Source organism: Pseudomonas sp. BN515, assembly GCF_029873155.1.
Taxonomy (GTDB): domain Bacteria; phylum Pseudomonadota; class Gammaproteobacteria; order Pseudomonadales; family Pseudomonadaceae; genus Metapseudomonas.
Genome location: NZ_SSOH01000064.1, coordinates 33,853 through 51,398, shown reverse-complemented (window position 1 = coordinate 51,398; position 17,546 = coordinate 33,853). Strand labels below are relative to the sequence as shown.

General features: G+C 65.1%; 14 protein-coding genes. 7 read left to right on the top strand and 7 right to left on the bottom strand.

What is annotated here, in order from left to right:
* Positions 1–56: 56 nt before the first annotated feature.
* The 3 genes from E8E91_RS16165 to E8E91_RS16155 all read right to left on the bottom strand — a co-directional run bounded on the left by E8E91_RS16165 (position 57) and on the right by E8E91_RS16155 (position 2,531).
* Positions 57–815: a Mut7-C RNAse domain-containing protein gene (locus E8E91_RS16165; protein ID WP_280376846.1), complete on the bottom strand. Its 759-nt coding sequence runs from the start codon at positions 813–815 to the stop codon at positions 57–59.
* A gap of 53 nt (positions 816–868) precedes the next feature.
* Positions 869–1,522 (bottom strand): peroxiredoxin, encoded by a 654-nt coding sequence (locus E8E91_RS16160; RefSeq protein ID WP_280368473.1) that lies wholly within the window; start codon positions 1,520–1,522, stop codon positions 869–871.
* Between the two features lie 289 nt (positions 1,523–1,811).
* Positions 1,812–2,531, bottom strand: a complete 720-nt coding sequence (locus E8E91_RS16155; protein WP_280376844.1) for an EthD domain-containing protein — start codon at positions 2,529–2,531, stop codon at positions 1,812–1,814.
* A 267-nt stretch (positions 2,532–2,798) separates the two neighbouring features.
* On the opposite strand from E8E91_RS16155, the gene fusA reads away from it, so the two are divergent.
* Positions 2,799–4,901: an elongation factor G gene (fusA, locus tag E8E91_RS16150; RefSeq protein ID WP_280376842.1), complete on the top strand. Its 2,103-nt coding sequence runs from the start codon at positions 2,799–2,801 to the stop codon at positions 4,899–4,901.
* Positions 4,902–5,261: 360 nt separating this feature from the next.
* On the opposite strand, the gene E8E91_RS16145 is transcribed toward fusA, so the two are convergent.
* Together E8E91_RS16145 and E8E91_RS16140 are read right to left on the bottom strand one after the other, a co-directional pair.
* Entirely contained in the window at positions 5,262–6,389 is a 1,128-nt protein-coding gene (locus E8E91_RS16145) for an LLM class flavin-dependent oxidoreductase (RefSeq protein ID WP_280376840.1), read from the bottom strand.
* Positions 6,390–6,666: 277 nt separating this feature from the next.
* Entirely contained in the window at positions 6,667–7,851 is a 1,185-nt protein-coding gene (locus E8E91_RS16140; RefSeq protein ID WP_280376836.1) for a flavin-dependent monooxygenase, read from the bottom strand.
* 392 nt (positions 7,852–8,243) lie between these two features.
* Here E8E91_RS16140 and E8E91_RS16135 point away from each other — a divergent pair, with 392 nt between their 5' ends.
* From E8E91_RS16135 to E8E91_RS16110, 6 genes are all read left to right on the top strand, one after another.
* Complete coding sequence (locus tag E8E91_RS16135) at positions 8,244–8,750, top strand: flavin reductase family protein (protein WP_151136082.1); 507 nt, start codon at positions 8,244–8,246, stop codon at positions 8,748–8,750.
* Positions 8,751–8,759: 9 nt separating this feature from the next.
* Positions 8,760–10,436, top strand: a complete 1,677-nt coding sequence (locus E8E91_RS16130) for an FAD-binding protein (protein ID WP_280376833.1) — start codon at positions 8,760–8,762, stop codon at positions 10,434–10,436.
* Positions 10,433–11,191: a glucose 1-dehydrogenase gene (locus E8E91_RS16125; protein ID WP_280376831.1), complete on the top strand. Its 759-nt coding sequence runs from the start codon at positions 10,433–10,435 to the stop codon at positions 11,189–11,191. The genes E8E91_RS16130 and E8E91_RS16125 overlap by 4 nt, the downstream gene beginning before the upstream one ends.
* A 13-nt stretch (positions 11,192–11,204) precedes the next feature.
* On the top strand, positions 11,205–12,263 hold the full coding sequence (locus E8E91_RS16120; RefSeq protein ID WP_280376829.1) for a ferredoxin--NADP reductase: 1,059 nt from the start codon (positions 11,205–11,207) through the stop codon (positions 12,261–12,263).
* Positions 12,264–12,546: 283 nt separating this feature from the next.
* On the top strand, positions 12,547–13,320 hold the full coding sequence (locus E8E91_RS16115) for an SDR family oxidoreductase (protein WP_280376827.1): 774 nt from the start codon (positions 12,547–12,549) through the stop codon (positions 13,318–13,320).
* A 64-nt stretch (positions 13,321–13,384) separates the two neighbouring features.
* Positions 13,385–14,953 carry a FadD3 family acyl-CoA ligase gene (locus E8E91_RS16110; protein WP_280376824.1) on the top strand — a complete coding sequence of 523 codons (1,569 nt, stop codon included), beginning with the start codon at positions 13,385–13,387 and terminating at the stop codon, positions 14,951–14,953.
* 64 nt (positions 14,954–15,017) lie between these two features.
* On the opposite strand, the gene E8E91_RS16105 is transcribed toward E8E91_RS16110, so the two are convergent.
* Positions 15,018–16,184 carry a LuxR C-terminal-related transcriptional regulator gene (locus E8E91_RS16105; protein WP_280376821.1) on the bottom strand — a complete coding sequence of 389 codons (1,167 nt, stop codon included), beginning with the start codon at positions 16,182–16,184 and terminating at the stop codon, positions 15,018–15,020.
* Positions 16,185–16,381: 197 nt separating this feature from the next.
* A complete protein-coding gene (locus E8E91_RS16100; RefSeq protein ID WP_280376819.1) occupies positions 16,382–17,545 on the bottom strand; it encodes a helix-turn-helix transcriptional regulator in 1,164 nt (387 codons plus the stop codon).
* Position 17,546: the final 1 nt, after the last annotated feature.

Sequence of the window (17,546 nt, the reverse complement as noted above, 5' to 3'; positions counted from 1 at the left end):
CATCTCCCGACAGGTTATCCACAGCTTCATCCACCGTTTTTGTGGGTAGACGCCGATCAGGCTTCGTTGGATTTATCCACAACCATCAAGGGCGCGAGCAACGTACACATGCTTCGCCAGTGGGAGCCTTCCCAGTACAGGCGATCACAGGCGGCGCAACTGAGGAATCGCGAGTAGAGCGCGCCGACCTTGGGCGGAACTCGGGGGCGGGCGAGCTCTGGGGCGATCTCGTGGAGCGGATGGTTGCAGTGCAGGCAGCGGCTGAAGGGGTTGGCGCTGCGGGCCAGGTCCAGACGCTCGAACAGCTCGCGCAGTTGCAGCGAGGGTTTCAGGGCGTGCACGTAACAGCCGTGGGTGATGATGCGGCGCTTGAGCAGCTCGCGGTCGCGGGTCAGCACGATGCGCCCTTCATGGGCCGAGATCTCGGCGATCTGGCCGTCTTCGAAGCCGTTGTCGTAGAGCGTATCGAAGCCGCACATGCGCAGCAGGCTGGCCAAGCCGCCGAGGTGCGCGTCGGCGACGAAGCGCAGCACCCGCAGCGGGCGAGCGCGGACCATGAGCAGCGGGCTGATGTCCAGCGTCTCGAACTTGGGATAGACCGCCACCCGGTCGCCGTCGAGTATCACCCGCTCGAAGCCCACCGACTCGCCGTTGAGCAGCACCAGTTCCACTTCGGTGTGGGGCACGCCCAGGGCTTCGATCATGTGCTTGACGGTGGCCGCCCGGGCACAGGCGCAGGTGAAGGCCTGTCGGCGCCGTCCGGCCGGCAGGAAGTCGTTGAGCTCTTCGTAGAATCGGAATGTTGCCCTGACCATGCAGGACAGTATGGCAGGCCGTGGCGCACCCTCCGTGGAGGGCGCGCGAGCGGTCATTTCGGCTGGGCGACGACCCGCAAGTAGGGCTTCAGGGTCTTGTAGCCATCGGGGTACTTCTTCTTCGCGTCTTCGTCGGAGACCGAGGTGGGGATGATCACGTCGTCACCCGGACGCCAGTTCACCGGCGTCGCCACCGTGTGCTTGGCGTTGAGCTGCAGCGAGTCCAGCAGGCGCAGCACCTCGTCGAAGTTGCGGCCGGCGCTCATGGGGTAGATGAGCATGGCCTTGACCTTCTTGTCCGGGCCGATGATGAACACCGAACGCACCGTGGCGTTGTCCACGGCAGTGCGCGGGCCGGCGCTGGCGTTGGGGTGGATCATGTCGTAGAGCTTGGCCACCACCAGGTTGTCGTCGCCGATCATCGGGTAGTTGACCGCGTGCCCCTGGGTTTCCTCGATATCACCCACCCATTTGCGGTGGTCGCTGACCGGGTCCACGGAGAGGCCGATCACCTTGGTATTGCGCTTGTCGAATTCGGGTTTGAGCTTGGCCATGTAGCCCAGCTCAGTGGTGCAGACCGGAGTGAAGTCCTTCGGGTGGGAGAACAGGATGGCCCACTGGTCACCGATCCACTGGTGGAAATTGATGGTGCCTTCGGTGCTGTCCACGGTGAAATCGGGCGCTTCATCACCAATGCGGATTGCCATGTACGTCCTCCTTTGTGTCTGGCTGTCGGGGGCTACCGCGAGGGCAGCACAGATCGCGGCGAGCCTTGTGGTCTGCCGGGGCTAACAGTATAGGTCGGGGTTTCGAGGCTGCCCGGAAGGCGGAAGATCAGCGGTCATGCACCGATTCCCGGGGGTGCTATTCCTACCCGAAGGAGGTCGTCGGAAGCATGTTTGTCGACAGGGCCCGTGGCGGGTCGCGCGTGGTGGGCGGCCTGTAGCAGGACCTGCCCACGAACGGGGAGCAGCCGGACGGCCGCTCCCCTTGGGCTCAAAGCGCGGCAGCGGTCTTGAGCACGTACTGGCTGGTGGGGAGTACGTCGAGCTTGTCGAAATCGATGAAGCGATTGCAGCTGTCCATCATCGCCGCGAGGTTCTGCTGGAACTTCGCCTCGTCTCCCGGCGCATCGAAGAAGGCCATGGGATCGGTCATGGCGGCCGGGGGGAAGGCTTCCTCGACTATCGCGTCCACCGGCGCGGCGCCGTGGGTGAGGGCGCGCACCACCAGGTTCTGCACGTAGAGGAAATTGTCCTGGGTGTCGATGGCGACCCGGGTGTGGTGGTTGCGCCAGATATCCAGCCAGGCGTCGCGGGTCAGGCGCGGTGGGCAGCTGAGGAAGGCGATCTGCGAGAAACCGTGGGTGCGCTGGCCGGTGTGGGCGGGGAAGCGGGTATTGCGAATCACCACCGATTCGCTCACCAGGTAGGCCGCCAGGCGGCTGGAAACCGCTTTCAGGACGTCATCGAAGGGGCGGCGCACGTCGATGTTGGCGCTGTCGGCCCAGAGCGACAGGGTAGCGTCCGGCAGCGGCCGGTTGTTTTCCTGGCGCAGGCCGGCGGCGGGAGCGACGTCGGCGTCGGCCAGGTTTACCTGCAGGCCACGGGCGCCCAGGGTGAAGAGCTGCTCGGCGACTGCACCACGCAGGCGCTGGGAGAAGCTGTCGAGGCTGTCCTGCGGGTCGCGCCACAGGGTGTAGATGATCTTTTCCACGGCAAGGTCCTTGTTGTTATGAATGCGCCCAGACCATGCGGCCTGGCGCGCGGTCCGGCATCGTCCGCCTGGACTAGCGGATGAGTGGCCGGTGGTGTGGTCGAGGCGGTGCTAGCGTTAGGGGAGGGGACGTGCGGTCTTGGGGACTGCCATTCCCTTGCAGCAGGCCATTTGCCCACAACCCTTGTACTCGAACCCGGTGCCGGTGGCACCGCCGGTGTGCGTGCGGCCCTGCCATAACTCATAACCCGCACGGAGGTGATCGCCATGGCCCGTACAACCCCCATCAGCCACTACCGCAACATCGGCATAGTGGCCCACGTGGATGCCGGCAAGACCACCACCACCGAACGGGTTCTCTATTACACCGGGGTCAACCACAAGATGGGCGAGGTGCATGACGGCGCCGCGACCATGGACTGGATGGTCCAGGAACAGGAACGCGGGATCACCATCACCTCGGCGGCCACCACGGCCTTCTGGAGCGGCTCGCGCAAGCAGCTCGACAAGTTCCGCATCAACATCATCGACACACCCGGCCACGTCGACTTCACCATCGAGGTGGAGCGCTCCCTGCGCGTGCTGGACGGCGCGGTGGTGGTGTTCAGCGGCGCCGACGGGGTGGAACCGCAATCCGAGACGGTCTGGCGCCAGGCCGACAAATACCACGTGCCGCGCATTGCCTACGTGAACAAGATGGACCGCGCCGGCGCCGACTTCCTGCGGGTGGTGGAGCAGATCAAGAAGCGCCTCGGCCATACCCCGGTGCCGATCCAGCTGCCCATCGGCCAGGAAGAGAACTTCAACGGCCAGATCGACCTCATCCGCATGAAGGCCATCTACTGGAACGATGCCGACCAGGGCGCCAGTTTCCGCGAGGAGGAGATTCCCGCCGACATGCAGAAAGCGGCGAGCCACTGGCGCAACGTGATGCTGGAGGTTGCGGCCGAGGCCAACGAGGAGCTGATGACCAAGTACCTCGACGAGGGCGACCTGAGCGAAGAGGAGATCAAGGCCGGCCTGCGCATCCGCACCCTGTCCTGCGAAGTGGTGCCGGCGGTGTGCGGCTCGTCGTTCAAGAACAAGGGCGTGCCGCTGGTGCTGGATGCCGTGGTCGAGCTTCTGCCAGCGCCGACCGAGATTCCGTCCATTCGCGGCACCCATCCGGACCACCCGGAGAAGGAAGACGAACGCCACGCCGACGATGCCGAACCCTTCTCGTCCCTGGCCTTCAAGATCGCCACCGACCCCTTCGTCGGTACCCTGACCTTCGTCCGTGTCTACTCCGGTGTACTGAACTCGGGCGATGCCGTGCTCAACTCGGTCAAGAGCAAGAAGGAACGCGTCGGCCGCATGGTGCAGATGCACGCCAACCACCGCGCAGAGATCAAGGAAGTGCGTGCCGGGGATATCGCCGCACTGATCGGCATGAAGGACGTCACCACTGGCGACACGCTGTGCGACCTGAACAAGCCGATCGTGCTGGAACGCATGGACTTCCCCGAGCCGGTGATCTCCATCGCCGTCGAACCCAAGACCAAGGCTGACCAGGAGAAGATGGGCATCGCCCTTGGCCGGCTGGCGCAGGAAGACCCGTCATTCCGGGTGAAGACGGACGAGGAAACCGGGCAGACCATCATCTCCGGCATGGGCGAGCTGCACCTGGACATCATCGTCGACCGCATGAAGCGCGAGTTCGGCGTCGAGGCCAACACCGGTAAACCCCAGGTGGCCTACCGCGAGACCATCCGCAAGACCTGCGAGATCGAAGGCAAGTTCGTTCGCCAGTCCGGCGGCCGTGGCCAGTACGGCCATTGCTGGATTCGCTTTGCGCCGGCGGACGAAGGGCAGGAGGGCCTGGAATTCGTCAACGAAGTGGTGGGCGGCGTCGTGCCCCGCGAGTTCGTCCCGGCCATCCAGAAAGGCATCGAGGAGCAGATGAAGAACGGCGTGCTTGCCGGTTATCCCCTGATCGGTCTGAAAGCCGCGGTGTTCGACGGCTCCTACCACGATGTGGACTCCAGCGAGATGGCCTTCAAGATCGCCGCCTCCATGGCCACCAAGCAGCTCTCGCAGAAGGGCGGCGCGGTGCTGCTGGAGCCGGTGATGAAGCTGGAAGTGGTGACGCCAGAGGATTACATGGGCGACATCATGGGTGACCTCAACCGCCGCCGGGGCCTGATCCACGGCATGGACGACGGCGTGTCCGGCAAGATCATCCGCGCCGAAGTGCCCCTGGGCGAAATGTTCGGCTACGCCACCGACGTGCGCTCCATGTCCCAGGGCCGCGCCAGCTTCTCCATGGAATTCGCCCGCTACGCCGAAGCACCGGCGAGCATTGCCGAGGCGATTGTGAAGAAGTCGGGCTAGGTAGGTTGTGGCGGGCGGCGTTCCGCTAGGGCGAAGCGAAACCCAACGATCGAGACCGCATTGTTGGGCCTCGTTCCTCGGACCAACCTACGGCAGATCTTTGATCTGCATGGCGAATGAACTCGCCCCCACAGGATATGTGCCAGGGCAGGGCGGTGCCGGCGCGAGTCACCCCTCTCCGCTTCAGGGAGAGGGGCCGGGGGAGAGGGGGTAGTGCCCCGCGCGGGATTCCAATGGCAGCTCGTCAATCTGCATCAGCGAATGAATTCGCCCCCACAGGAAGAGCCCCTGCCGTTGTGCCATCCAAAAAAGAAAACGGGCCCGAAGGCCCGTTTTTCATTCCTCACTCCGCTGCTCAGGTCAGTCCTTCTGTTTGCGGAAATAGGGAATCACGTGTTCGCCGATGTTCTTCAGCGTCTCCAGCTGCGCCCACTGGGGCACGGTGCCCATCTGGCAGATGAAGAGGATTTCGTCGGCGCCGGCGTCGATCAGGCGCTGCACATAGCCGATGCAGTCGCTCACGGTGCCGTAGGCATGGTTGGGGTTCATCATCGCCATGGTCGGGTCGGAGAAGTCGACCTTGACCTCTTCGGAGGCGAAGCGCGACTTGATCACCGCCTGGCCGTTACCGTCGACGAAGGTGTCGTCCTTCCATTTCTCCGGGTCCGGGCGCTCGCCGCCGGCGTACCAGTAGGCCAGGGATTCCATGAAGTAGCGCTGGCCACGAATGCCGATGTGGCGGGCCTTCTCGTTGTCGTCCAGGACGATGGCCGGGCACAGGGCGGCGATGTGGCGATTCGGGCGGAAGCCCACCTGGTTCTTCTCGTCACGGTTGTCCCAGGCCTCGTGGTACACGGCGACCTTCTTGGCGATTTCCTCGGGGCCGCCGAAGCCCAGCACCAGGGCGCCCATGCCACGGCCGCCGGCGTTCTTCAGCGACTCGGTGTTGGTGCAGGCCAGGTACATCGGCGGGTGCGGGTCCTGGTACGGCTTGGGATGGATCGGGCGTTTCGGGATCTTCACGAAGTCGCCGTTATGTTCGATCTCGTCCTGCACGAACATCTTCGGGATCAGGTACATGGCTTCGTCGATCTGCGGTTGCAGGGTGGCCAGGTCGTAGCCGAAGGTGCCGGATTCCTGCTGGGTACCGCCCTTGCCCACGCCGAAATGCACACGGCCCTTGGACAGCAGGTCGAGGGTGGCGATGCGCTCAGCCACCTTCACCGGGTGGTTCATGGCCGGCGGCAGGCAGACCACGCCGTGGCCGATGCCGATGCGCTCGGTTTTGCCGGCGACGAAGGCCAGCATGGTTTCCGGCGCGGACATGTGGGAGTAGTTGGTCAGCGCGGTGTGTTCCACGCACCAGAAGTTGTCGAAACCGAGCTTGTCGGCGAGCACGGCCTGCTCGACGGTTTCGTCGAAGATGCGACGGTCGCCTTCGCGGCTGCTGTCGATCGTCTGTGCCTCGTAGATCAGGGAGAATTTCATGCGCGTTGCCCTTGTTGTTCTTCGATCGGTCAACCCGGAGATGTCGGGTCTTGAGCGCATGGTGTGGGATCGAAAACCGCGCTGAATCCTCCAAAGGGACTAGTCATCTTGAGTCTCCGCACAGCACGACGCCCGCGCGGGGCGGGCGTCGTGGCGAGGCGGGTTCGCGATCTCAGGACCGTAGGATGTGGTGGAGCGGAGCGATACCCATCACCGCGGATTGATGGTTATCGCAAGCTCCGCCCATCCTACAGAAGCCAGCTCTTACGCAAAGGGATCAGAGGAAGAAGTCAGTGCTGTCCAACCCCATCCCCACGCCGCCCAGGTTGAGTGCGTACTTGCCCGGGCAGTTGGCCACGTGGGCGCGGCCGGTGTGGATATCGCGGAAGGCGCGGTTGATCCCGTGCTGGCGGAAGATGGTGGAGGCGCCGCTGTTGTACATCAGGGCCTTCACCGCCTCGGCGCACTTGTCCGGGACGATGGCAGAGTCGTAGCGCATCTTCACCCGCTCGGCCATGGTCAGCGGTTCTCCGGCCTTGGCGCGATCCATCATCAGTTCGAAATTGCGCAGCAGCACGGTGCGGCACTCGTCCACCGTGACCATGGCGTTGGCCAGGGCGGTCTGGGCGCCGGGGTCCTGGATGATCTTGCGGCCGTCGTTAACGCCGACGCGGCTCTTGTTGGCCTCGATGAACAGGTCGATGGCGCCTTGCAGCGCACCGATGGTGGAGGACGACACCGCGCGCACGAAGATCTGCCCGAAGGGCAGGCGGAACAGCGGCGCGGTGTTCACCGCGTTGCCCGGGCTGTTCTGCATGAAACCGTCGATGGAGCGGTGGGTGTGGTACTCGGGCACGAATACGTCTTCCACCAGGACGTCATGGGAGCCGGTGGCTTCCAGGCCCATCACGTCCCAGTTGTCGATGATGCTGTAGTTGCTGCGCGGAACCAGGAAGGTGCGGTAGTCCGGGCCGTCGCCTTCCTTCTCCGGGGGCACCATGGCGCCGAGGAAGGCCCACTGGCAGTGCTTGCTGCCGGAGGAGAAACCCCAGCGGCCGCTGAGGCGGAAGCCGCCCTCGACGCGGGTGACCTTGCCCACCGGCATATAGGACGAGGAGATCAGCACGCTCGAATCCTGGCCCCAGACATCCTGCGCCGCGCGGTCGTCGAACAGCGCCAGCTGCCAGTTGTGGATGGCCACCACGCCCAGCACCCAGGCGGACGACATGCAGCCCTCGGCGAGGGTCATCTGCACCTCGAAGAAGTCCTTGGGCTCCAGCTCATAACCTTCCCAGCGCGCGGGCTGGAGGATGCGGAAGAAGCCCGCTTCCTGGAAATCGCGGATGGTTTCTTCCGGCAGCTGGCCGTTCTTTGCGGCCAGGGGCGCGCGTTCGCGCAGCACGGGCACCAGCTCTTTGGCACGTTGTTTCAGGCGTTGGCGGATCAGGTCTTGGTCGAGCATGTTGTTGTTCTCCTGTTGAAGGCTTTTCCACCTATCGCCGGGCATTCAAACAACGGGCAAGCGGGGCGGCATCCTTCAAACGGACCATATGCCGGAGATGTCCCATGGGGACCGCTCTTTGTAGGGGCGAATTCATTCGCTAATGGCACGAGCGCGGAATTCCCGGTTGGCAGGGCCGGCTTTCTTGTAGGAGCGAATTCATTCGCGAAGCAGGCCGCAGGCCTGCCCTTTCCGGCTCCCATTGGTCAACTGCGCTGCCCTTTCGCGAATGAATTCGCTCCCACAAGAAGCACGAGCATCGACGCTCGGACGACTAGTCCCCTCGGACGATGACTGCCCCGGGGGCCTGGCGAAGAATCGGCTCCACTTGAGAACAACAAGAGGGCAGTGCGATGAGCCAGGCCGATCTGAAAGGCGAGATGCTCCAGGCGATGCGTCGTCTGGCCAAGTCCGTGACCATCATCACCACCAGCAACGGCCAGGAGCGGTTCGCCATGTCCGCCACCGCCGTGGATTCGCTTTCCACCGAGCCGCCGTCGCTGCTCATTTGCGTGAACAAGACCGCGTCGCTGCACGCCGTGCTGGATGCGGGCGCGGACTTCTGCGTGAACATCCTCGGGCTGGAGCAGGAGGAACTCTCCCACCTGTGCAGCGGCCCGGTGAAGGGTGAGGCACGTTTCCAGCGTGGCGACTGGCGCAACAGCGAGGGCGGGATTCCTTACCTGGGCGATGCCCAGTCGGCCATCCTCTGCCAGCAGGACGGCAAGTTCAGCTACGGCACCCACACCATCTTCATCGGCCGCATTGTGGAGATCCACAACAGCGCCGAGATCAGTCCTCTGGTCTACCTCAACGGCGCGTACACCACGACCGCGCCGTCCCTGGCCGCTGCCAGCTGAGGACGTGCCATGACGGCCATGGAGCAGACCCCCGAAGCGCCGCTGCGCGTGCGTGATGCCGCGCAGGTGGCCTGGAACGACAGCGCCGACCTGCTGGTGGTCGGCTTCGGTGGTGCCGGTGTGTGTGCTGCCATCGAGGCCGCAAGCCGGGGCGTTTCGGTACTGGCCCTGGATCGCTTCCAGGGCGGCGGTGCCACGGCACGCAGCGGCGGCGTGGTCTACGCCGGTGGCGGTACGTCGCAGCAGGCCGACGCGGGTGTGGAAGACTCAGTCGAGGCCATGTACGACTACCTGCGCCAGGAAGTGGACGAGGCGGTTTCCGCCGAGACGCTGCGTGGCTTCTGTCAGGACAGCCGCGCCAACCTGGCCTGGCTGGAGCAGCAGGGCGCGGCCTTCCAGGGCAGCGTGCCGCCGCTGAAAACCTCCTACCCCAGCGACCAGTACTACCTCTACTACTCGGGAAACGAAGCGGTACCGAGCTACGCCGCCCAGGCGCGTCCGGCTCCCCGTGGCCATCGTGCGCTGGGTTCCGGCATGTCCGGGATTGCCCTGTTCCGTCCCTTGGCCGCCACCGCCTTGCGCAAGGGCGTGCGCCTGCGTCGCCAGTGCGAGGTTCGCCGCCTGGTGCTGGACGATGCCGGCACCGTACTTGGAGTCGAAGCCTGGGAGCTGCCGGCTGGCAGCCGTGCCGCGAAGCGCCACGCACGGCTGAGCCGCTGGACCGATGCCATTCACCCCTATGCACCGGCTCTTGCCGAAGGCTGGCGCCGCAAGCTGCGTGAGCTGGAGCTTGCTCACGGGCAACGCCGACTGATCCGCGCCCTGCACGGCGTGCTGCTCAGCTCGGGTGGATTCGTCTTCAACCGCGCCATGCTCACCGTGCATGCGCCGCGCTATCTCGATGGCTTGCCGCTGGGTACCAGCGGTTGCGATGGCAGCGGCATCCGCCTTGGCCAGAGTGCCGGCGGCCGCACCGCGCGCATGGAACGGGCGAGCGCCTGGCGCTTCATCAATCCGCCGCTGGCCTGGGCTCGCGGGCTGATCGTCAACGGGCAAGGTCTGCGCTACTGCAATGAAGAGGTGTATGGCGCCAAGCTCGGCCACGCCATGGTGGAGGAGCAGGGCGGCCGCGCCATCCTCATCCTCAACCGTGCGCTGATGAAGGAAGCCTACGCCCAGGTCGGACCGGGCAAGGTCTGGTCCTTCCAGCGCCTGCCGGCCGTGCTCAACATGCTATTCAACGCCCGCCGGGGTCGCAGCCTCGCCGAACTGGCGGAGCGTACCGGCTTGCCGCAGGCGAACCTCGAACGCACGGTTGCCGCCTATAACGCCGCAGCGCGGGGAGACCGCAACGACGAACTGGGCAAATCGAAAGCGTTCCTCGCGCCCCTGGACGAAGGCCCCTGGTATGCCCTGGACCTCTCGTTCGACAGCAAGCTCTTCCCCTGTCCGGTGATCACCCTCGGCGGCCTGACCGTGTGCGAGCGCAGCGGCCAGGTGCTGGGGGAAGACGGCCAGCCCGTCCCCGGCCTGTTCAGCGCCGGCCGCAATGCGGTGGGCGTGGCCTCCAATTTTTATGTGTCCGGCCTGTCCCTGGCCGACTGCGTCCACTCTGGACGCCGGGTCGGTGCTCATGTGGCGGGCCTGGTTAGTGCCGCTCTGGCTTTCCAAGGAGAACAACAATGAAACGAGTCGAAGGCAAGGTCTGCATCGTCACCGGCGCCGCCAGTGGTGCGGGGCGCGATGACGCGCTGCTGCTGGCCAGCGAAGGGGCGAAAGTGGTGCTCACCGACCTCAATGACGAGGCCGGCCGCCAGGTAGCTGCGGAGATCGGCGCGAACGCGCTGTTCGTCCGCCAGGACATTTCCAGCGAAGCCGATTGGCAGAACGTCATCAAGGTCACCCTGGAAACCTTCGGCCGCCTCGATGTGCTGGTGAACAACGCCGGCATCCTCGCCCTGGCCAGCATCGAGGACACCAGCCTTGAGCTGTGGCAGAGGATCCAGCGGATCAACAGCGACGGCTACTTCCTCGGCTGCAAGCACGCCATCGCGGCGATGAAAGACAGCGGCGGCGGCTCGATCATCAACATGTCGTCGGTTGCCGCCCTGGGTGGCATGCCGGCCTTCTGCGCCTACTCCGCCTCCAAGGGCGCGGTGGCCGCACTGACCCGCTCCGTCGCGCTGCACTGCAAGCAGCAGGGCTACCGCATCCGTTGCAACAGCGTGCACCCGGACGGCATCAACACACCGATGACCCAGCCGCTGACGGGCCTGCAGAACGTGCCGCAAGAGGTGCTGGACCAGGACCCGAAGAACCGCATGTGCGCCCCGCGCGACATCGCCAACCTGGTGCTCTTCCTCGCCTCCGATGAATCGCGCTTCATCAACGGCAGCGAGCTGCGTATCGACAACGCGCAGACCGTCAGCGGTCTGCTTTGATCCGGAGATTGTGATGGGTAGCGTGCAGCCACTTGTGATCGAGCCGCAGCAGTCCGGCGCCTTCCAGCTGGAAGTGGCCGAGGTGATCAACGAGACCCACGACAGCCGTTCGCTGGTGCTGCGGATACCCGCTGAGCTGGAAGCGCGCTTCCAGTACAAGGCGGGGCAGTACCTGGGCTTTCGCGTGGTGCTCGGCGGCAAGCGGCTGACGCGCTGCTACTCCATGTCCAGTTCGCCGGATTGCGACACCCTGCCGAAGGTCACCGTCAAACGGGTGGAAGGCGGCCGGGTGTCCAACTGGTTCAACGACCAGGTGCGTCCCGGCGACCTGTTGGAGGTGCTGCCGCCGGCCGGGCATTTCCATCTGCGCCCCGGTGACCATGACCTGGTGCTGTTCGGCGGTGGTTCGGGGATCACCCCGGTGTTTTCCATCCTCAAATCGGCGCTGAGGACCACCGACCGCCGGATCAAGCTGGTGTACGCCAATCGCGACGAAGCCTCGGTCATCTTCCGCGATGAGCTGAAGGCACTGGCCAAGGCCCATGTGGACCAGCTGGAAGTGGTGCATGTGCTGGATTCGGTGCAGGGCTTCCTCAGCCAGGGCGAAGTGCGCCAGCTGGTGCGCGGCCACGCCGGTGCGGAGTTCTACATCTGCGGCCCCGGTCCTTTCATGGACACCGTGGAAGGGGCCCTGCTGGGGCTGGGGGAAGCGCGCGAACGCATCCATGTGGAGCGCTTCGTCTCGCCGCCCGATCCGGATGCCCAGGAGGCCGTTCCGGCGGCCGCTGGCGTCGAGGCGGAGCAACTGCTGGTGGAGCTCGACGGCCAGCTCAGCGAAGTGCCCGTGCAATCGGGCGAGACCCTGCTGCAGAGCATGCGTAATGCGGGCCTCGACGCGCCTTACTCCTGTGAAGAAGGCTTCTGTGGCGCCTGCATGTGCAAGGTGGAGGAGGGCGAAGTGGTGCTCTCCCGCAACGATATTCTCAGCCCCGCGGAACTCGCCGAAGGCTGGACCCTGGCATGCCAGGGCCGCCCCGGCAGCGCGCGGCTGAAACTGAAGTTTCCGGGGTGACAGCCGGGAGCTACCGCCCTCACCGGTGGTATTGAGCGTGTATGTCTGTGCCTTTACACCCGGCTTCGGCCGGGTTTTTTATTGGCGAGGCACGGGCCATGTGTAGGAGCGAGCTTGCTCGCGAAAGGCCGGAGTCAGGAGGTTCGCGAGCAAGCTCGCTCCTACAAGGATGGTGCCCCCTTCAAGGGAACAAGGCGTAGTCTCAACGGACGATCATGCCCCCCGCCGCGTTATGTAAACTCCGCCGAAAAACCCATTCCAAGAACAAGCAACGAGGTTTCCCATGGCACGTCTGTCTAGCAAGGTCGCGGTCATCACCGGAGCTGCATCGGGTATCGGTCTGGCCTGTGTTCGTCGTTTCGCCGCCGAAGGCGCGCAGGTCATCGGGCTGGATCTGGGCGAGCCCCGCGCGGATGTCGCCGCTAGCCTCGAAGGTCTGAGCCCCGCGCCGCTGTTCATGAGCCTCGATGTGCGTGATGAAGCGCGGGTGCAGGCGGTGATGGAAGAGGTAGTTGCACGCTTCGGCCGCATCGACGCGCTGGTCAACGCCGCCGGCATCGCCAGCCGTGGCAGCATCACCGAGACCAGCACCGAGGAGTGGCGCCGGGTCCTGGATATCCACCTGACCGGTTCCATGCTGACCAGCCGCTATGCACTGCCGCAGATGGTCGCCCAGCGCAGCGGCTCGATCATCAACTTCGGTTCGATCTTCGGCCTGCAGGGCTGCGACGGCAACGCCGCCTACAACACCGCCAAGGGCGGCATCACCCAGCTGACCCGCTCCATGGCCATCGACTACGGCCACGCCAATATCCGCGTCAACGGTCTCTGCCCGGGCCTGATCGACACGCCCATGACCCAGATGGTCAAGGAGCAGAAGGAGTTCCACGCCTACTTCGCCTCCCAGCACATGCTCTGCCGTGCCGGGCAGCCGGACGAGGTGGCCAGCGTGGCGCTGTTCCTCGCTTCCGACGATGCCTCCTTCGTCAGCGGACAGATGATCGCGGTGGATGGCGGCTTCTCCGCCGGCCGCCGTTTCGCACCGCCGCAAGCCTGATTTCCCATCCATGCCACGGCCGGATTTACCCGGCCGCTGCCCCGTCGCGCCCCGAGAAAAGCCCATGACCGACCTGGAAAGCGTCCTGACCATTCCTCAGCTGCTGGCCGCCACCTCGACCCGCTACGGCGAATCCATGGCCATCGAGGACGACAGCGTCCGCATCAGCTACCACCGGCTCGACCAGTTGCGCCGTCAAGCCGCCCGCGCCCTGCTGGCGCTGGACATTCAGGCCGGCGAGCGGGTGGCGATCTGGGCGCCGAACATCCATGAATGGATAGTCGCCGCCATCGCCCTGCAGAGCGTCGGCGCGGTGCTGGTGCCGCTGAACACGCGGATGAAAGGCAGCGAGGCGGGCTTCATCCTGCGCGAGAGCGGCGCCAGCCTGCTGTTCGTGATTGGCGAATTCCTTGGCACCGACTACCCGTCGCTGCTGGCCGGTGAAGCGTTGCCGGACCTGCGCACGCGTATCTGCCTGCGCGGCGCGGCACCGGATTGCCTCGGCTGGGACGATTTCATGGCGTTGGCGGACGAGGTGTCCCCGGCGGAGCTGGCGGTGCGCGAGAGCCAGGTGGATCAGCACAGCCTGTCGGACCTGCTGTTCACCTCCGGCACCACTGGCAAGCCCAAGGGCGTGATGACCGCCCACGGCCAGAACCTGCGCATCGTCCGCGACTGGAGCGCCATGGTCGGGCTGCGTCCGGGTGACCGCTACCTGATCGTCAACCCGTTCTTCCACAGCTTCGGCTACAAGGCCGGCTGGCTGGCGGCGCTGATGCGCGGTTGCTGCATCCTGCCGCAGCAGGTGTTCGATGTGCCGGTGATGCTCGAACGCGTCGCTCGCGAGCGGGTGAATGTGCTCCCCGGGCCGCCGACCCTGTACCAATCGATCCTGGCCTTCCCCGAGCGCGAGCGCTTTGACCTTTCCAGCTTGCGGGTCGCGGTGACCGGGGCGGCCTCGGTGCCGGTGGAAATGGTGCGGCGCATGCGCAGCGAGCTGGGCTTCGAAACCATCGTCACCGCCTACGGCCTGACCGAGGCCTGCGGCTTCGTCACCATCTGCCGTCCGGGGGATTCCGCAGAGCGGATCGCAACCACCTCGGGCCGCGCTTTCCCGGATGTGGAAGTGCGCTGCGTCGATGGCGCCGGCAACCCGGTGCCGACCGGCGAACCCGGAGAGCTGCTGGTGCGCGGCTACAACCTGATGCAGGGCTACTTCAACAACCCCGAGGCCACGGCCGAAGCCATCGATGCCGATGGCTGGCTGCACACGGGCGATGTCGGCGTGCTCGACGAGGACGGTTATCTGCGCATCACCGACCGCATCAAGGACATGTTCATCACCGGTGGCTTCAACGTGTACCCGGCGGAAATCGAGCAGGTCATCCTGCGCTATCCGGGGGTGGCCCAGGCGGCGGTAATCGGCATTCCAGACGAGCGCCTGGGGGAGGTGGCCATGGCCTTCCTGCTGCCCGCCGCCGGCAAGCCGGTGGACACCCAGGCCTTCCTCGCCTGGTGCCGCGAACAGATGGCCAACTACAAGGTGCCGCGCCGTGCCTTGCTGGTCGATGCCATGCCGCTCAATGCGGCCGGCAAGGTGACCAAGGACGCCCTGCGCAAGATGGCGGTGTAAGGCGAAAGGCCTGGCATCGAACGGCTTTTCTGTGGGGGCGAATAAATTCGCCCCCACAACCGAACTACAGGCTTCTGGTGCTTTCCGCACCCGCGACACTACCGCCCAGCACGGCCACGCTGTTGTGCAGGACATAGGCCAGTTCGCTCTGACGGGTAACCCCGGCCTTGGAGAAGATCGCCCGCAAGTGCGCCTTCACCGTGTTGCGGCGGATGTTCAGTTGGACGCCGGCTTCGTCCAGTGTGTTGCCATGGGCCAGCTGGATCGCCAGGGCGGCTTCGGCGGGGGTGAAGCCGAACAGCTGACGTAGCGGCTGCTGTTGCACGTCTGCCCGGCGTTCCGGATCACGCAGGAAAACCGCCACGGCCGGATGCCGGCCTTCCAGGCTTTCCTCGCGGGGCAGGCTTTGCACCACCACCCCCAGGCTGCTGCGGCCGGAGGGACGCTGCAGGGTGATGGCTTCTGCGATTCTCGGACCCTCCGATACGCGCTGCTCCAAGGCTTGCTTGATCAAACGCTGCAAGGCCTGGTTGTCGCGCCGATAGGCTGCACCGAGACGGTCTCCGGCGACGTTCAGGCCATCACCCTCGCCTAGCATTTCATTGGCGGCCTGATTGGTTTCCATGACCTGCAGATGGTTGTCGAGAATGATGGTGCCGATCTGCATGCGCTCGACCGCCGAGGCATACAGCTGGCGTTCGACCTCACTGCGCTTGAGCTGGCCATACAGGTTTACCGCACGCCGCAAATGCGGCAGCAGGCGTGCGCAGAACGCCTTGTCCTGCGCAGTGAAACTGCTGTCCTGGTGCGGACGGCAGACACGCAGGCGGCACTCGATGCCGTTGGCGGTGTACAGGTCGGCACCCATGATGTGGAACACATCCAGCGGTGCATTGAAACTCAGGTAGAAATCCGATTTCAGCCAGCGCTCTTCGCCCAGCAGTTCGGCCACCGTGTGGACTTCGCCAGCGGGCAGGCCGACGAAGGGGTCGAGGGCGTAATAGGTTTCGCTGTATGCGGAGACTGCCCAGGTCTCGACCGGGCCGGCGTTGACCATGAAGCCGGGATCACCTGGCGCACTGGGGCGCAGGATCAGCGTGACGTAGTTGGCGCCCAGCGCGGTCCGCAGCTGTTCGAGGCTTCGCTGCCAGGGCAGCTCTTCGCTGGCGCCTTCGTAGATCTGCTCGATGAGCTGGCTGAGTTGATCCAGAGAGATGTCGGATGGATTCATAATTCTTGTTCACCCTGCAGGCGTCGCGAAAATCATGGCAGTCGCGCGGTATCAACTGGTCTGGAAATACAGCGTTACCCGGATGATTGACCCGTTCATCGTTCGAACGAGCTAGGCGTTTTATCACGTGGTCCCCAGGGCAGCCGCCGCTGGCAGACCGGCTGCACCGAGGGGACCGATTACCGAACGAAATCTGCTCAAGCCAGCGAAGCGACGCTGTTCAGCAGGGTCTTCACCAGTTGCGCCTGGCGGGTCGCGCCGGTCTTGGCGAACACGCCGCGCAGGTGCGCCCGCACAGTATTGCGCGTGACCCCGAGGCGCTCGGCGCTTTCGTCAAGGGTCAGGCCGTCCATGATCAACATCGCCACCTCGGTTTCCGTGCGGGTCAGCTGGAACAGGCTGCGCAACAGGCGCCGGGAGGCTTGGGGCGAGTCGCTGGGGTCGCGGATGAACACCGCCACCGCCGGTCTCCGGGCTGCCCCACGGCTTTCGTGGTCCAGGGCGATGGGACGCAGCAGCACGTTCAACGGCACTTCGCCAGTGGGGCGGGTCAGGGTCAGCACTTCGACACAGTCTTCCCGGCCGTGCTGGTGATGCTGCAGCGCGGCGAGGATCGCCCGTTGCAGGTTGCGGTTGTCCTGGCCAGAGAAAGCGCTGAGCTTTTCCTGTCGGCATTCGAGGCCATCATGGCTGTCGAGCAGCTGCTGGGCGGCCTGGTTGCTGCGCATCACCTTGCCGGTTTCGTCGAGGATGGCAGTGCCCACCAGCAGGCGGTCAATGGTGGCGGCATAGAGCAGGCGCTCGGAGTCCAGTTGGTCCACCGTGGAGTGCAGGTCCACGGCCTGCTGCAGGTGTGGCAGCAGCAGGCGCACCAGGGCGATTTCACTATCGTCGAAGTCCCGGCTGGCGTGCTCGCGGCAGGCGAACAGCGCGCAATGCATGCCTGCCGTCGTGCGCATGTTGGCCACCAGTACGTAGCGCAGGTCCAGCGGCTGGAGGTAGTTCCGGTAGAAGTCGTGCGCCAGCCAGTGGTCGCTGCCCATCACCTGGTCAGCGCTGGCCACCTGGTCGGCGGACCAGTGGAGGAAGGGGCAGATCGAGTAGTAGTGCTCGCTGTAGGACGGCTCGCCCGGCAGGTGCGGCCCGTGGATCGAGGCGTTGACGATCAGCCCCGGCCTTTCGTGGGCGGGGTTGCGCAATACCAGGGTCAGGAAGCTGGCCTCGAAACGCAGGCGCAGCGCTTCCAGCAGGCCGGCCCAGGGTGTGGGTTCCAGGGGGCCCTGGTAGGTCAATGCCAGCAGCTCGCTGAGTTCCGCCGAGCTGATGGCTGCAAGTTCATGGGCGTGTCGGTAGTTGTGCATC

Coding starts and splice junctions, on each gene's coding strand:
- E8E91_RS16120 (WP_280376829.1), top strand. CDS start 11,205: ATGGGTAGCGTGCAGCCACTTGTGATCGAGCCGCAGCAGTCCGGCGCC.
- E8E91_RS16140 (WP_280376836.1), bottom strand. CDS start 7,851: ATGCTCGACCAAGACCTGATCCGCCAACGCCTGAAACAACGTGCCAAA.
- E8E91_RS16105 (WP_280376821.1), bottom strand. CDS start 16,184: ATGAATCCATCCGACATCTCTCTGGATCAACTCAGCCAGCTCATCGAG.
- E8E91_RS16115 (WP_280376827.1), top strand. CDS start 12,547: ATGGCACGTCTGTCTAGCAAGGTCGCGGTCATCACCGGAGCTGCATCG.
- E8E91_RS16130 (WP_280376833.1), top strand. CDS start 8,760: ATGACGGCCATGGAGCAGACCCCCGAAGCGCCGCTGCGCGTGCGTGAT.
- E8E91_RS16125 (WP_280376831.1), top strand. CDS start 10,433: ATGAAACGAGTCGAAGGCAAGGTCTGCATCGTCACCGGCGCCGCCAGT.
- E8E91_RS16165 (WP_280376846.1), bottom strand. CDS start 815: ATGGTCAGGGCAACATTCCGATTCTACGAAGAGCTCAACGACTTCCTG.
- E8E91_RS16160 (WP_280368473.1), bottom strand. CDS start 1,522: ATGGCAATCCGCATTGGTGATGAAGCGCCCGATTTCACCGTGGACAGC.
- E8E91_RS16145 (WP_280376840.1), bottom strand. CDS start 6,389: ATGAAATTCTCCCTGATCTACGAGGCACAGACGATCGACAGCAGCCGC.
- fusA (WP_280376842.1), top strand. CDS start 2,799: ATGGCCCGTACAACCCCCATCAGCCACTACCGCAACATCGGCATAGTG.
- E8E91_RS16100 (WP_280376819.1), bottom strand. CDS start 17,545: ATGCACAACTACCGACACGCCCATGAACTTGCAGCCATCAGCTCGGCG.
- E8E91_RS16110 (WP_280376824.1), top strand. CDS start 13,385: ATGACCGACCTGGAAAGCGTCCTGACCATTCCTCAGCTGCTGGCCGCC.
- E8E91_RS16135 (WP_151136082.1), top strand. CDS start 8,244: ATGAGCCAGGCCGATCTGAAAGGCGAGATGCTCCAGGCGATGCGTCGT.